A 16,333-nucleotide genomic window follows, 5' to 3' on the forward strand; every position below is an offset into this window, starting at 1 on the left:
AGGGAGTATTTATGACACTTGAGAGTAATATCACTTTAAAAAATCGCCATTTTTTACGCTTAATGGATTTCAGTCCAGCTGAAGTTGAGTATTTATTGGATCTATCTGCAAAATTAAAAGCAGATAAAAAAGCAGGTCGAGAAATGCAAACCATGAAAGGTAAAAATATTGCCTTAATTTTTGAAAAAAGCTCCACGAGAACACGCAGTGCTTTTGAAGTAGCGGCCTTCGATCAAGGAGCTAATGTTAGCTATATTGGACCAAGTGGATCACAAATTGGGCATAAAGAATCCATGAAAGATACCGCTCGTGTATTAGGCAGAATGTATGACGGTATTCAATATCGTGGATACGGGCAGGAACTTGTGCAAACATTGGCGGACTATTCAGGTGTGCCTGTTTGGAATGGATTGACGGATGAATTCCACCCAACTCAAATCTTAGCTGATTTTCTAACAATGCAAGAGCATTGTGATAAGCCGTTAAACCAAATGAAACTCGCTTACTTGGGCGATGCTCGTAACAATATGGGAAATTCATTTGTTGAAGGAGCGGCATTAATGGGCATTGATCTGCGTCTTGTTGCACCAAAACAGTTTTTCCCTGAACAAGCTTTATTAGATGAAGTTGCAGAGATGGCAAAGAAAACTGGGGCAAAAATCACTTGTACCGAAGATGTTACAGAAGGCGTGAAAGATGTGGATTTCGTTTATACGGATGTATGGGTTTCTATGGGGGAACCGGAATCCGCGTGGCAAGAGCGAATCAATCTAATGAAACCTTATCAAGTCAATGCAGAACTTATGCAATTAACAGGCAATAAAAAGGTGAAATTCTTACACTGTTTACCTGCTTTTCATGATGACCAAACTAAGATTGGTAAAGAAATTGCTGAGAAATATGGCATGAATGGATTAGAAGTAACAGATGAAGTTTTTGAATCTGACGCTTCAATTGTTTTTGATGAGGCTGAGAATAGAATGCATACCATTAAAGCGGTGATGGTTGCGACTTTAGGTAATTAGTTATATGAACAACACTGGCAGTAATTATAAAAATAAGTACTGCCAGTATTTTGGCATTTTATATCGCTATAAAAGTTATAACTTAATATTGTTCAATGTCACATGATCATTGAGTTGCCTGAATTGCAGTTAATGCGATTGTGTAAACAATATCATCTACAAGAGCACCACGAGACAAGTCATTGACTGGTTTACGCATACCTTGAAGCATTGGACCAATAGAAACAAGGTCAGCTGAACGTTGTACCGCTTTATAGGTTGTATTACCTGTATTTAAATCAGGGAAAATAAATACGGTTGCTTTACCTGCAACTGGTGAGTTTGGTGCTTTAGAACGGGCAACATCTTCCATTACCGCTGCATCATATTGTAATGGTCCATCAATGATAAGATCTGGGCGTTTTTCTTTCGCCAAGCGAGTTGCTTCAGCCACTTTTTCTACGTCTGCACCAGAGCCAGAAGTGCCTGTTGAGTAAGAAATCATTGCAACACGAGGATCAACACCAAAAGATTTTGCTGAATCAGCAGATTGGATTGCAATTTCAGCTAATTGCTCTGCTGTTGGATCTGGGTTTACTGCACAGTCACCATATACAAGAACTTGATCTGGAAGTAGCATAAAGAAGATTGAAGAAACAATCGAGCTACCTGGAGCAGTTTTGATGATTTGCATTGGTGGACGAATAGTATTTGCAGTAGTGTGAACTGCACCAGAGACTAAACCATCGACTTCATTCGCTTCAAGCATCATAGTACCAAGTACTACGTTGTCTTGTAATTGCTCACGAGCAACAACTTCTGTCATACCTTTATTTTTACGTAATTCTACAAGGCGATCAACATAGTTATCACGTACAGTTGCAGGATCAATAATAGTAATACCAGCACCTAATTCAACACCTTGAGCTTCTGCTACGCGTTGAACTTCTTCAGGATTCGCAAGAAGAATACATTCAGCAATGCCTTTTTCAGCACATAATACCGCTGCTTTTACTGTGCGGGGTTCATCACCTTCTGGTAATACAATACGTTTTTTCGCCGCACGTGCAAATTCAGTTAATTGATAACGGAATGCTGCTGGTGATAAGCGTCTTGCTCTAATTGCACCATGGGAGAGTGAATCAATGAATTGAGCATCAATTTGTTCTGAAACATATTGTTTAATTGCTGCAATACGTTCTTTATCATCAACGGGTACTTCTAAGCTAAAGCTTTGTAAACTTAATGAAGTTTGCCATGTATTGCCTTCTGAACGGAAAACAGGTAAACCTGTTTCAAACGCTCTTTGGCAAAGTTTTGCAATTTGAGAATCGATTTTGTAGCCACCAGTAAGGAGAATTGCACCTAATTCAACGCCATTCATTGCAGCCAATGATGCAGCCACAATTACATCAGGTCTATCTGCTGAAGTTACTAATAAGCTTCCAGCTTTGAAGTGATCTACCATATTAGGAAGGCTTCTTGCACAGAATGTAATACCGCGAATACGACGAGACTGGAGTTCGCCTTCATTAATAATAGAAGCTTGTAAATGTTTAGCCAAGTCAATAGCACGCGTAGCAATTAAATCTGAATTCCATGGGATACATGCTAATAGTTTAATTGGGCTCTTAATGAATAAGTTCTCAACATCATTTACTGTATTGGTTGTGTGTTGAAATGAATCAAAAATCTCAGTGAGATCTGGGCGTGTTCTTCCAGATTCGTCCACTGGAGCGTTAAATTTATTAATGATAACACCAAGTAAATTTGGATTATTACGTCCGCCAAACTCAGATGCAGTTGCTTCAATACGTTCTTTTAATTCTGATGGTTTATCAGCACCAGGTGCAGTCACTAAAACAATTTCGGCATCTAATGTTTGTGCAATTTCATAGTTAATGCTGTTTGCGTATGAATTTTTGCGAGTCGGAATTAATCCTTCGATAACCACAATTTCATTGTTTTTTGCAAGTTGCTCATAACGTTCAACAATTTTTTCTAACAAAACATCAGATTGGTTTTGGCCAATAAGTGATTCTGCTGCACTTAACATAAATGGTTCGCCCGTTTCTGTTGATTGAGCAGAGCGGATAATTGAAGTTGAACGATCTAAAGTATCTTCACCACTCAATGGTTGAGCGATAGGTTTTAAAAAACCAACTTTAGCACCTTTTTGTTCAAGTGCATGAACAAGCCCTAAGCTTACACTTGTTAAACCAACACCTGTTGTAGTAGGAATTAAGATAATTGTTCTTGACATAATATTTCCAATAAAGATTAAGTTATAGTATGTAAATAAATTAAAAACCTGCCATAAGGCAGGTTATGAGTATGGAGTCTTATTTAAGCACTAATTCAGCTGTATCTTGAGCAATAACAAGCTCTTCATTTGTTGGAATAACAAACGCACGATAAGTAGAATCATCAGCAGTAATTTCGCCTGATTTGCCAAAACGTGCTGCTAAATTTTTCTCATCATCTACTTTAATACCGAAAAGTTTTAAATGATTAAGGGCTAGTTCTCTAACTTTTGATGAGTTTTCACCGATTCCACCTGTGAATACAATTGCATCTAGATGATCACCAATGATAGCCATGTAAGAACCAATATATTTAGCTAAACGATAGCAGAATACATCCATAGCACGTTTTGCTTCGACTTTTTCATCATAGTTATCTTCAGCATAACGACAGTCACTGGTCACTTCAGTTAAACCAAGTAATCCTGATTTTTTAACTAATGTTTTTTCAATTTCTTCAACAGACATACCTAATGTATTGTGCATATAGAAGATAATTGCAGGATCTAAATCGCCCGAACGAGTCCCCATTACTAAGCCTTCAAGGGGAGTAAAGCCCATTGATGTATCAATACATTTACCATTACTGATTGCAGCAACTGAAGCACCATTTCCTAAGTGACAAGTAATGATATTAGCTTTGTCTGCTTCAATATTTAGTGCTTTTGTGATTTCATGGCTGATGAAATAGTGGCTAGTTCCGTGCATACCATAACGGCGAACTCCATGTTCCTTATAGAGAGAGTAAGGTAATGCATATAGATATGCTTTTTCAGGCATAGTTTGATGGAAGGCTGTATCGAATACTACAACATTTTTTTCTTTAAGTTCGGGGAATGCTTTAAATGCTTCTTTAATACCAATTAAATGAGCTGGATTATGAAGCGGTGCAAATTCAGCAGCTTCTTCAATTCCTTTAATAACTTCATTTGTTACAATTGTTGATGCAGTATATTTCTCTCCACCATGAACGATACGATGTCCGATGGCACCAATAGCATCTTTTAATTCTGGTGTTAAAATATTTGAAACAATATAACTTAACGCTTCGCTGTGAGCTGCACCAGCACCAAGATCAGCCGCACCTTTTTCTCCATTTAATTTCCATTTGATGCGAGCATCATCAAGATTAAAATTCTCAGCTAAACCTGATAATTTTTCATCACCTGTTGCTGGATCTAGGATGGCAAATTTAAGTGATGAACTACCACAGTTTAAGATAAGTACTAAATTTTTAGACATAATAAAAAATACCTGATGTTAATTGAATTAAATAGACACATTGATGAATGTGTAAAGACTTTGTATAGAATACACTTTTTGTTGTTTAAAATAAATTACTAACAAATTAAAAGATTGAAATACATCAAATTTTAACAAATTAGCAACAAATATAAAGGATAAGAACAATAATTTGATTGCTATATGAACACTGATATTGGCATCATTTTCTTTAATGCAAGCGGTCTGTTAAAAAATATTTTTTACAAAAAGTACTAATTAACCTACCGCTTTATGTCAATTTATTGTCTAGCAAGTCTCACATTCGTTGGTGCTTGTTCAAAATTGGAGCGAAATGGGTTGATATCTAATCCACCTCTGCGAGTATAGCGAGCATAGACAGTTAGCTTCTCGGGGTGAGCAAACTCCATTAAATCGCAAAAAATTCTTTCGACACATTGCTCGTGAAATTCATTATGCTGTCTAAAAGAAACAAGATAGCGTAATAATTTTTCTTGATCGATTTGCTTACCAACATAGTGAATTTGTATACTTCCCCAATCGGGTTGGTTTGTAATCAAACAGTTTGATTTCAACAAATGGCTCACTAAGGTTTCTTCAATAATATGATCACTAGTACCATTTGCAAGAATATGACGATCAAACTCGTAATTTGCTATTTCAATATCTTGTGAATCAATACATTGACCGCTGAAATGAGCAATCTGTTCTGATTGATATTGATCTAAGCGTTTTAAGATAACTTCAACTTTTCCTTCTGCACAGAGCGATAAGTCGGTTTGTATTGTCGCTTGCACTTCCTGAAAACTAGTAAATTTTGTCTGATTAAAACTGTTCAAATAGAGTTTAAAACTTTTGGATTCAATTAAATTTTTGCTCGTGTAATCAATAAAAATATCGGCAATCGCCACTTGAGGAACACCTTTGCTATTAAGCCAAGAGATTTCATAGGCAGTCCATAAATCGACACCCTTTGTGAATGGTTGCTGTGCTGTTATGCCAAGCTGATCACGATTTAATTGTCGAGGCACACCTTGTAATAGTTGGGGATTATAGCTTGTTGCGTATTCTGTTGATTGCCCTAATTTTAATGCCGTTAGGCTTTTATCTTGATAATCCATAAGTTGTCTTTCTGTGTCAGAGTTGAATTATGAAATACAGCGAAAGCTCACATATTAATATATAATGCTAATTATAGCATGCTTTTAAAATTAATTTTTGATTAAATAATTTCATTCCTATTAAACGATCGCTTATTCAGGCTATTTGTATTCCTTAATATTTCGAATAATTTTGATTTAGTTAAAAATACGTATATTTTTTGTGAAGTATAATACCTGATAAATTTAGTCAACTATTTTTAGAAGGGTAGAGTATGAAAAAAGATGAAGTTGGACATAATTTTCTTGCTAGATTAGGTAAAACTCGGTTACGCCCCGGTGGTAAGAAAGCAACAGATTGGTTGATCCAACAGGGGCAATTTTCTGCTGATAAGAAAATTTTAGAAGTCGCTTGTAATATGGGGACAACGGCAATTGGTCTTGCTAAACAGTTTGGCTGTCATATTGAAGGGGTGGATTTAGACGAGAATGCGCTAGAAAAAGCACGTAAAAATATTAGTCAAAATGGATTAGACGATAAAATTCATGTGCAAAGAGCCAATGCGATGAAATTGCCTTTTGAGGATAATACTTTTGATGTTGTTATCAATGAAGCAATGCTCACAATGCTGCCAGTGCCAGCAAAAAGTAAAGCGATTCAGGAATATTATCGAGTATTAAAACCCAATGGAGTTTTGCTTACTCACGATGTGATGCTAACTGAAAATGCAGATGAAAATATCATTCAAGAATTGAGAGCTGCGATCAATACAACCGTGAGTCCGCTCACAAAAACAGATTGGCAATCTTTATTCAAAAATGAAGGCTTTTCAGATATAGAAAGTTTTTCGGGTGATATGACCTTATTATCTCCGACGGGAATGATTCGAGATGAAGGTTTAGCGGGAACGATGAAGATCATTAAAAATGCATTGAAATCAGAAAATTTCCCGATCTTTAAAAAGATGTTTAAGATTTTTAATGATCCCAATAAAAAATTGAATTTTATTGCAGTGTGCAGTAAAAAATAATTTTAATAATAAATAGATAGCGGTGAGTTCAGTCTTAAAATTTGCAATATTTAATACTGAACTCACCGCTCGTATTTTCAGGAGTTATTAACTTATCCCTCAATTAATCCTTGTTTTAATCTATCAAAATAACTTCTTGTTTCCGCAACAACAATATGACGCAAACCAACTAGTGCAACTAAGTTCGGGAATGCCATTAGTCCATTAAAAATATCAGCAAGTATCCAAATTGTGCTGAGTTGAATGAACGGGGCAACAGCAATTAAACAGATAAATACGATACGATAGAGTTTAATTCCTTTGGTTCTGCCACCTGATAAATAAACGAAACAACGTTCTCCGTAATAGCACCAACCAAGAATAGTCGTAAAGGCAAAGAAAACTAAACCAATCGTTACAATTAATGCCCCGACTGAGCTTGCAAGTCCTTGTGAATAAGCAAGGTTAGTTAGGGCTGCACCTTCTTCCGCACCTTGCCATGTACCTGTTAAAACAATCACTAGACCTGTCATTGTACAAACGATGATAGTATCAAGGAATGTTCCCGTCATTGAGATTAAACCTTGACGTACTGGCTCATTGGTATGTGCTGCTGCAGCAGCGATTGGTGCACTACCTAGCCCTGCTTCATTTGAGAAGATCCCTCTTGCTACACCAGATTGAATAGCTTGCATTACAGTGAATCCTAATGCTCCACCGATAGCAGATTCAGGATTAAATGCGGCTTCAACAATAAATAGAAGAGTACTTGGTAATTTGTCAAAATTTAATCCTAAAATAAGTAGAGATGCACAGACATAGGCAATCGCCATAAATGGTACGATTACGCTTGCGATTTTAGAAATACGTTTCACACCACCAAGAATAATCGCAGCAACGATGACGGTGAGGACGATTGCTGTGATTGAAATAGGAATATTGAATGTGTCATTTAATGCTGCTGTGATTCCATTTACTTGAGGAAAGGTACCAATTCCAAATAGCGCGACTAGCACACCAAAGATGGCAAACAGTTTTGCTAACCATTTCCATTTTTGACCCATACCAAGTTCAATGTAATACATTGGTCCACCGGCGATAAATCCATCTTTATCCTTTGTTCTAAATTTAAGCGCAAGCATGGATTCAGCATATTTGGTTGCCATGCCAAATAAGGCTATTAGCCACATCCAAAATAAAGCACCAGGTCCACCCGCTTGGATTGCTGTCGCTACTCCAATTATATTTCCTGTACCAATGGTGGCAGCGATTGCAGTAGAAAGTGCTGCAAAAGCCGAAATATCGCCAGATTGATTCTTGCCTTTTTCAGGTTTAAACATATAAACAAAGGCTTTAGGTAAATGGATAAATTGAAGTAATTTTAATTGGATAGTGAAATAAACGCCTACTCCAGAGAGTAAGATAATAAGCGGGGCACCCCACACAATATTGTCTATTGAATTAAGAATTGAGTCGATTGACATTGATTTTGTTCCTCGTAAAAACTGCTTACAAGGAAAGAAAAGTAGAATGGACAACAAGCGGTAAGTTCTTGCTTGTTTTTTGCAAAATCGTACACGCTTTTATTTTTTGAATTTCACTTTTCTCCCCTGTCCTTTTGCCTGAGCGTTTCACTATTTTATGGGTTGAACATAAAATAACTTGCGCCTTCGGCGTCCACTTTCTATTGCTAACTGCAACTAATTCTCTTACTTAGCTACTTAGCTTAGATTGGATCTCTCCAAGGGTTCGTCCAATAGCTGTCCTTGCTGTTGCACCTGAAAGATTTTTCCTCGTCGGTGTAGAGTCATTTCTCCACTCTCCAGCTATCTTCATCCGAACTGATCTCTTTTATAAAAAAGAGGTGCGAATTTTAACAACTATATAAAAATCGTCAAGAGTAACTGTGTTTTGTATCAGCAATTTAGCTTGATATGTTTTGGCAGAATCCTAAAAATAATGGTAGGATAAAGAAAATTTTTTAATTCAATGTCACCAATAATCCAGATGAAAGAAACCTTACGCATTGCAACTCGTCAAAGCCCATTAGCGTTATGGCAAGCAAATTTTGTCAAAAATGCTTTAGAAAAACACTTTCCAGAACTCTCTGTTGAATTGGTGACAATGGTGACTAAAGGTGACATTATTCTTGATACACCATTAGCAAAAATTGGTGGTAAAGGATTATTTGTTAAAGAATTGGAATTAGCTTTATTAGAGAATCGAGCAGATTTAGCTGTACATTCAATGAAAGATGTTCCGATGAATTTTCCTGATGGATTAGGGTTAGCTATCATTTGTGAGCGAGAAGATCCAAGAGATGCTTTTGTATCCAATAGTTATAAATCATTAGATGAATTACCTGAAGGAGCAATTGTTGGCACTTCTAGTTTACGTCGTCAATGTCAAATTATGGCTAGATATCCTCATTTAATCGTTAAATCATTACGAGGTAATGTGGGGACTCGATTGAGTAAATTAGATAATGGTGAGTATGATGCTATCATTCTTGCCTCTGCGGGACTAATTCGTTTGGGATTAGAAGAGCGAGTAGCCAGTTTTCTTTCTATTGAACAATCTTTACCAGCAGTCGGACAAGGTGCAGTCGGGATTGAAACAAGAGAAAATGATGAACGTGTTTTGAAATATCTTCGTGTGCTTCATCATCCAGAAACCGCTTGCCGAGTTATTGCAGAACGGGCTATGAATGCTCGTTTGCAAGGTGGATGTCAAGTGCCAATAGGTGGATTTGCTGAATTAAAAGATAATAAAATTTATTTGAAGGCATTGGTGGGCTCATTAGATGGATCTTCTATTATTCAGGCTGATGGTATAGCGTCACTAAATAGTGCAGAGCAATTAGGTATGAATGTTGCTGATAAATTATTAGCCCAAGGCGCTGACAAAATTTTAAAGGAAGTTTATCAAGATTAATTTATGAATGTATTAGTCACTCGTCCAGATATTAGAGGTAAACAGCTAGTTGAATTATTGGAAAAAGAAAATATTTTTGCAATTCAACAGCCTTTATTTACTGTAGAGGTAGGAAAAGAGTTAACTCAGCTTCCTTCTATCTTATCTAGATTAAAGTCAGGTGATTATGTCTTCGCCGTGTCTAAAAATGCGATTGATTTTGCTACGCGTACTTTATCTGATACGGGATTTTCTTGGCGAGGTGATTTACATTATTTTGCAGTAGGAAAAATGTCAGCAGCATATTTTGCTGGTAAAATCGGCAGAGCTGTTCGCTATCCAATAGTTTCAGAAACGAGTGAAGGATTATTGGATTTGCCTGAAATGCAAATATTATCTGATAAAAATATAGTTATATTACGAGCAGATACTGGTAGAGATTATTTTGCAAATGAAGCCATTAGCCGAGGAGCAGTGGTTCAATCACTTGAATGTTACCGACGCATAGGATTAAATGATGAGCTTAAACAGAGGTTAAGTTTATCAAAAAGGGCTGGAATTGATACAATTGTGGTAACTAGTGTGGAAATTTTGAACATGTTAGTTGAATTTACACAAAAGATAGATCATGATTGGTTACTTAATTGCAAATTAATTGTTGTTAGTCCTAGAATTGCAAAAGAAGCGGAAAAACTAGGGTGGATGGTAGATCATATAGCCATTTCATATAATGCAGATAATCAGAGCTTATTGAATACGATTTTAAACAAAGAATAAGTCTTAACTTACATAAAATAGGTGGGAACTATGTCGAAACAGACTAAAAAACAGAAAATGATTGATTCAGAGCAAACTCAAGATGTGGAATCAATGGCTTCAGACATGATTGTGGAGGAGCCTGATGTCAACTCCGCCGATGATATCAAAGAAGCATTAGATAAGAGTGTTGACGCATCTAAAAAGAGAGTCGATCTTAATGAAGCTCAACCTATAGAACCTGAAAAAAAACAAAAATCAGGAGGTAAGGCGATCGCGATCTTGGCTTTATTGGTTGCATTAGGTGTTGGTGGAGTAGGTTATTATTGCGTAAGCCAAAAATATTCCGAAGTCCAACAACAGATACAAGCTTTACAGCAAAGTGTAGGGCAAGTTAAAGAATCTGTTTCTGCAACTACTAATAGTAGTTCTTCAGCTGATACCGTCTTACGATCTTTGGAAAGTGAACAAGCTAAAATTTCAAAGTTATCAGGTGATTATCAAAAAGCATTAGATAAAATCGCTCAACTAGAAAGAACTCAAGATACTTATAGCCAACAAATTACTGGATTACAATCACAGTTAGAGAAAGTTGTCAGCTTACCAGAGAAGAGTAAGTCACTCGTACTATTATCTGATGCAGACTTCTTGTTGAATAATGCATTACGTAAAATGGTTTTAGATAATGACATTGAAACAACAAAAAATTTGTTAGTTGAAGCTGATAATGTTTTAAGTCAAACAACAGATCCTAAAGTATTTACAATAAGAGAAGCGATTAAAACTGATTTAAATCAGCTATCAAATATTAATAGCGTTGATCAAAATAGTATCATGCAACGCTTAGGGCAATTGGCAAATATGTTAGATGATATGCCAATGTTGGATACCACAGATCCTAATTTAGTTGATAATGGTGATGTAAGTGACTCTATTGAAGATTGGGAAAAGAATCTTGAAAAGAGTGCGAATTCATTCTTAAATCGTTTTATTCGTGTAAGTGATAAAAATAAAGCGACAGATAAGGTTTTCATTGCGCCAAATCAAGAAATTTATTTACGTGAAAATATTCGTTTACGTTTACAAATAGCATTATTAGCAGTACCTCGTCAGCAAAATGATCTTTATAAACGTTCATTAGGTATGGTGAGTACTTGGGTAAGAAGTTATTTTGATGTAAATAATACAACGGTCAAGAGTTTCTTGAATGAACTTGAATCTTTAATGGATCAATCAATTTATATTGATGCACCAAGTACCTTAAGAAGTTTAACTTTGTTAGATAAAACCCTTGATAAAGATTCATCGTCAATAGAAAAGGTTAATCTTGAAGTTGATAAAGAATTAGATGGGGGTTCAGAGGTTCAAGAGCAACAAAAAAACGATTCATCCTCAGCGACTGAGCAACCAGTAAATGAAGAATCAGCACAAGAGGAGAAATAAATTATGCTTAGAGTTCTCTTTTTAATGCTATTAGTGTTAGCTGGTTTGATTTTGGGACCTTATATTTCAGGTAACCAAGGCTATGTCCGTATCGAAACAGCAACAAAAGTTTTTGAGATGAGTATTGTGATGCTTGTTGTTTTTTTTGCTGTACTCATGGCTGTTGTCTATTTAATTGAATGGGTTGTTACAAGATTTTTCCGTTTGAGCAGAAATTCTTATCAATGGATGGGAAATCGTAGACGTAAAAAAGCTCAAAAACAAACTCTTCAAGGTTTAATGAAAATGACCGAGGGAGATTATTCAAAAGCTGAGAAGTTAATTGGACGAAATGCAAAACACTCAGATGAACCAATCTTAAATTTTATTAAGGCAGCTGAAGCTGCGCAGGAAAAAGGTGATGATCTTTCTGCGAATAAATACTTGATTGAAGCATCTAAATTAGGTGGTCAAAATAATGTTGCTGTCGAATTAGCTCGTACTCGTTTATTACTTAAACAAGGAAAATTACCAGCTGCACGTAGTGCGATTGATAGCCTGCTAGTTTTAGCACCAAGTAATGTTGATGCAATGAGATTAGCAATTGGCATTTATTTAGAGTCTAAGGCATATAAGGCATTAGATGAGTTGTTAGATAATATTGGACAACGTAGTTTCTTGTCATCGGAAGAGTATGAAGCATTAGAGAAACAAGCCGATGATGGTCTCTTAGATGAAATTATGAATGAAGATGGTCAGGAAGGATTGTTAACTTGGTGGGAAAATCAACCGAGCCGCCGTCGTCGTTCAGTGTATGTCAGAACTGCGTTAATTAAACGTTTGTTAGATACAGACGACCACCAATCTGCTGCTGATATTGCATTTGAAACAGTCAAGAAGTTCGAAGATGAGCAGTTACAAGGCGTCTTTGATCAATTAACCCGTCTTCAAGCTGAAGAAAACTCTAAATTAGTTAAGTTATTAATTAAACGTCATAAAAAAGCGAGTGAGCATTATAGCGATGATTATGCAAGAGCATTAGGTTATATCTATGCACGTGAAGGTTTATTTGATAAAGCTAGGGAATATTTAGAACAAGCTCTAGCACATAAAGAATGTACCGTAAATGATCGTGTTATGGCATTGTATGTTGCTGAACAACTTAATGATGTAGAATTAATTACAAGCATTAAGTCCGATAATTTGAAAGAAATGTGTATTGAGCCTAAGCCAGTAGCTCCAGCTCTTCCATTGAAAGATAATTAAATGATAAAAAATAGGGGTAGTGATTAACTACCCTATTTTTTTGTACTAATTAACATATTTAAAAAAATTTTCCAGATAAAGTCATTCCATTGTAATCTCTTAATACTATATTCAGATTAGGTCGTGTATTATTAGCTAGTTTATTAACGATAAGATTGAATAGTAGGGTTTTTAGACTATAAATTTTATAAAAAGATGAACGATTGTTCATTTTATTCTAGTCGAAGTTGTGATTTTTCTTTAGAATAGGTTGAAAGTGTTAGGAGGAGCAAAATAAGATGAAATTAACCAAATTTACCTTGTCTTTGGTTGCAATGGTTACCATAAGCGCTTGTACAAGTGGTCGGCAACAAGCATCATTAGAAGAAGCAAACAAAGAGCATCAAAGTTATCAGGAAATCACAAAACAATATCAAATCAATGAAGAATGGTGGAAAGGATATAATGATCCTCAATTAGACCGTCTAGTTAATCAAGCATTAGAAAATAACGTTAATCTAGCTAAAGCTGCTATCGCTGTGAATATGGCATTGTATAATGCTAATCTAGTTGGAGCAAATTTAATTCCTTCATTCAATGCTAATGAACCTGTAGGAAGATCATCGGCAACAAAAGGAATTGGTGAAAGCGATACAAGTATGATTTCTACCGGTACATCGAGAGTTAATCATCAATTAGGGTTCAACTTAAGCTATACCATAGATCTTTGGGGTCGTTTAAGAGATAGTGCAAGTGCAGCAGAATGGGAAAAAGAAGCTACGGAACAAGATTTACAAGCGGCTCGTTTATCATTAATAAATGCTGTTGTGAGTAGCTATTATAATCTTGCTTATTATCATGATGCGATTGCGGTAACAGAAAAAAGCATTAAAGCCTATGAGCAAATTAATCGAATTTTAACTAACCAATTCAGAGCAGGGTTGATTGATGAACTGAGTGTGGCTCAATCTCAACAATCTATTTTATCAGCAAGAAATACGATGATTAGCTTAAAATCAGCAGAAAAAATGGCCGATCAAATTTTACGTAATTTGTTAAATTTAGCACCAAGCCAACCGCTTGTTGCTCATTATCCAAATTTATCAAGTGTCAAACTACAAGGGGTTGATATCAATGTACCTGTTTCTGCTATTGCAAATCGACCAGATTTAAATGCTAGTTTGTATCGACTAAAAAGATCATTTAAAAATTTAAGTGCAATGGAAAAAAGTTGGTATCCAACCCTTACTCTTGGAGCAAGCCTATCTGCAAGCTCGTCAAAAGTCAGTGATATTGGTGATAATCCAGTAGCGGGCGGATTATTGTCTTTTTCTCTTCCTTTTTTAGATTGGAATCGAGTTAAAAATAATGTGAATTTGTCAGAAGAACAATATAAATTAGCTAGACTAGATTACACGCAAAAAATTACCTCGGCATTGAATGAGATTGATGGTTATTACTACGCATATAATCAAGCAAAGGCAAGTTATTCTAATATGCGACAAAAGTATAATTATGATAGAAAGATTAGTAGTTACTATCAACAAAGATACGAGCAAGGTGTAACTGAGTTAAGAGTGTGGTTAAATGCATTAAATACAGAACGTGCATCAGAATTAGCATTATTAGAAAATAAATATAACTTAATTAAAAATGAAAATGCGGTATACCAAGCTATGGCAGGAAAATATCAGCAATAATTCATTTTAAACAGACGCTAAAGCGGTAGGATATCAGGCTATTTTTGCAAAAATATGCTAGGATCTTACCGCTTTCTTGTTGATTAATATTCACTTAACAAAAAAACTATTTATGAAATTCATTATTAAACTTTTTCCTGAAATCATGATTAAAAGTGATTCAGTGCGTAAACGCTTTATCAAAATCTTAACCTCTAATATTCGTAATGTACTTACTAAAGAAATTCCAGATGTTGCGGTTGTTCGTCATTGGGATTTTATTGAGGTACGAGTCAAGTCAGAAGATGATATGCCAGATACATTAGATTTATTACAACGAATACCCGGTATTCATCATATTTTACAAGTGGAAGAAACCCCTTTTACGTCATTACACGATATTTTTGAACAAACTTATTTAGCCGTTAAAGATCAGCTAGAAAATAAGACTTTTTCTGTACGTGCGCGTCGTAAAGGTAAACACGATTTTAGCTCACTAGATATAGAGCGTTATGTTGGCGGTGGGTTAAATCAACGCATTGAATCAGCGAAAGTAAAATTAAAGAATCCTGACGTCACAGTCCGTATTGATATTGATCAGGATAAAATGTTGCTGATTAAAGCCCGTCATGAAGGAATTGGTGGCTATCCTATTGGCACACAAGAAGATGTGTTATCGCTTATTTCTGGTGGGTTTGATTCGGGTGTGTCTAGCTATATGTTGATTCGTCGTGGATCTCGAGTGCATTATTGTTTCTTCAATCTTGGTGGAGCAGCTCACGAAATTGGTGTAAAGCAAATGGCTTACCATATTTGGAGTCGTTACAGCACTTCCCACAAAGTCCGTTTTATTGCGATCAATTTTGAAAACGTGGTCGGTGAAATCCTAGAGAAAGTCGATAATGGGCAAATGGGCGTAATTTTAAAACGTATGATGGTTAGAGCCGCAAGTAAAATTGCACAGCGATTTGATATTCAAGGTATTGTAACGGGTGAGGCATTGGGGCAAGTTTCTAGCCAAACATTAACCAACTTACGAATGATCGATAACGCATCGGATACACTAGTATTACGTCCATTAATTACACACGATAAAGAGAAAATTATTGCAATGGCGAAAATGATTGGTACAGATGATATCGCCAAATCAATGCCAGAGTTTTGTGGTGTGATTTCTAAAAATCCGACAGTAAAAGCAGTAGAAAGTAAGATTTTAGAAGAAGAAGCCCATTTCGATTTTGATATTTTAGAGCAAGCCGTAGCCAATGCGAATTTCTTAGATATTAGAGAGATTGCTCAAGAAACAGAGAGAGAAGTGGTGTCAGTTGAGACAACCTCTGAACTTGCTGAAAATGATATTATCATTGATATTCGTAGCCCAGAAGAAGTAGAAGAAAGCCCATTCTCACTTGATGGTGTAGAGGTCAAACTTTTACCATTCTACAAATTATCAAGCCATTTCCAATTTTTAGATCAGGATAAAAACTATTTACTTTATTGCCAACGTGGAGTGATGAGTAAATTGCAAGCGCTGTACTTAAAAGAGAGTGGTTTCACGAATGTAAAAGTTTTTAAGGCATAACATAGACTATCTTAAAAGATATTTAGAATATTTATGAGTATTGTGAGAATGTTTCTACTATTTTTATAATTGTGGCT

At 35.7% G+C, this 16,333-nt stretch carries 12 protein-coding genes and 2 riboswitches; of the genes, 8 read left to right on the top strand and 4 right to left on the bottom strand.

Features of this window, described 5'->3' with window-relative positions:
* Window positions 1–11 precede the first annotated feature (11 nt).
* The gene (argF, locus tag A6A10_RS04010; RefSeq protein WP_121121739.1) at window positions 12–1,025 is read left to right on the top strand and encodes an ornithine carbamoyltransferase; all 1,014 of its coding nucleotides are present in this window, start codon (window positions 12–14) and stop codon (window positions 1,023–1,025) included.
* 106 nt (window positions 1,026–1,131) lie between these two features.
* On the opposite strand, the gene pta is transcribed toward argF, so the two are convergent.
* From pta to queF, 3 genes are all read right to left on the bottom strand, one after another.
* The gene (gene pta / locus A6A10_RS04015; protein WP_121121737.1) at window positions 1,132–3,267 is read right to left on the bottom strand and encodes a phosphate acetyltransferase; all 2,136 of its coding nucleotides are present in this window, start codon (window positions 3,265–3,267) and stop codon (window positions 1,132–1,134) included.
* 79 nt (window positions 3,268–3,346) lie between these two features.
* A complete protein-coding gene (locus A6A10_RS04020) occupies window positions 3,347–4,549 on the bottom strand; it encodes an acetate kinase (protein ID WP_121121735.1) in 1,203 nt (400 codons plus the stop codon).
* 281 nt (window positions 4,550–4,830) lie between these two features.
* Entirely contained in the window at window positions 4,831–5,670 is an 840-nt protein-coding gene (gene queF / locus A6A10_RS04025) for an NADPH-dependent 7-cyano-7-deazaguanine reductase QueF (RefSeq protein ID WP_121121733.1), read from the bottom strand.
* A gap of 254 nt (window positions 5,671–5,924) precedes the next feature.
* On the opposite strand from queF, the gene A6A10_RS04030 reads away from it, so the two are divergent.
* Window positions 5,925–6,680: a class I SAM-dependent methyltransferase gene (locus tag A6A10_RS04030; RefSeq protein WP_121121731.1), complete on the top strand. Its 756-nt coding sequence runs from the start codon at window positions 5,925–5,927 to the stop codon at window positions 6,678–6,680.
* 92 nt (window positions 6,681–6,772) lie between these two features.
* On the opposite strand, the gene A6A10_RS04035 is transcribed toward A6A10_RS04030, so the two are convergent.
* Complete coding sequence (locus A6A10_RS04035; RefSeq protein WP_121121729.1) at window positions 6,773–8,143, bottom strand: alanine/glycine:cation symporter family protein; 1,371 nt, start codon at window positions 8,141–8,143, stop codon at window positions 6,773–6,775.
* Window positions 8,144–8,266: 123 nt separating this feature from the next.
* Window positions 8,267–8,407, bottom strand: a riboswitch (glycine riboswitch).
* Between the two features lie 2 nt (window positions 8,408–8,409).
* Window positions 8,410–8,495: riboswitch (glycine riboswitch) on the bottom strand.
* A gap of 171 nt (window positions 8,496–8,666) precedes the next feature.
* Between A6A10_RS04035 and hemC the strand changes: the two genes are divergently transcribed.
* The 6 genes from hemC to thiI all read left to right on the top strand — a co-directional run bounded on the left by hemC (window position 8,667) and on the right by thiI (window position 16,256).
* Complete coding sequence (hemC, locus tag A6A10_RS04040; RefSeq protein ID WP_121122285.1) at window positions 8,667–9,593, top strand: hydroxymethylbilane synthase; 927 nt, start codon at window positions 8,667–8,669, stop codon at window positions 9,591–9,593.
* Window positions 9,594–9,596: 3 nt separating this feature from the next.
* Window positions 9,597–10,349 (top strand): uroporphyrinogen-III synthase, encoded by a 753-nt coding sequence (locus A6A10_RS04045; RefSeq protein WP_121121727.1) that lies wholly within the window; start codon window positions 9,597–9,599, stop codon window positions 10,347–10,349.
* A 30-nt stretch (window positions 10,350–10,379) separates the two neighbouring features.
* On the top strand, window positions 10,380–11,771 hold the full coding sequence (locus A6A10_RS04050; RefSeq protein WP_121121725.1) for a uroporphyrinogen-III C-methyltransferase: 1,392 nt from the start codon (window positions 10,380–10,382) through the stop codon (window positions 11,769–11,771).
* Between the two features lie 3 nt (window positions 11,772–11,774).
* Window positions 11,775–13,016 (top strand): heme biosynthesis protein HemY, encoded by a 1,242-nt coding sequence (locus A6A10_RS04055; RefSeq protein WP_121121723.1) that lies wholly within the window; start codon window positions 11,775–11,777, stop codon window positions 13,014–13,016.
* Window positions 13,017–13,294: 278 nt separating this feature from the next.
* Window positions 13,295–14,695, top strand: a complete 1,401-nt coding sequence (gene tdeA, locus A6A10_RS04060) for a toxin/drug exporter TdeA (protein WP_121121721.1) — start codon at window positions 13,295–13,297, stop codon at window positions 14,693–14,695.
* 112 nt (window positions 14,696–14,807) lie between these two features.
* Window positions 14,808–16,256 (top strand): tRNA uracil 4-sulfurtransferase ThiI, encoded by a 1,449-nt coding sequence (gene thiI, locus A6A10_RS04065; protein ID WP_121122283.1) that lies wholly within the window; start codon window positions 14,808–14,810, stop codon window positions 16,254–16,256.
* The last annotated feature ends 77 nt before the right edge of the window (window positions 16,257–16,333 follow it).

Source organism: Otariodibacter oris, assembly GCF_009684715.1.
Classification (GTDB): domain Bacteria; phylum Pseudomonadota; class Gammaproteobacteria; order Enterobacterales; family Pasteurellaceae; genus Otariodibacter; species Otariodibacter oris.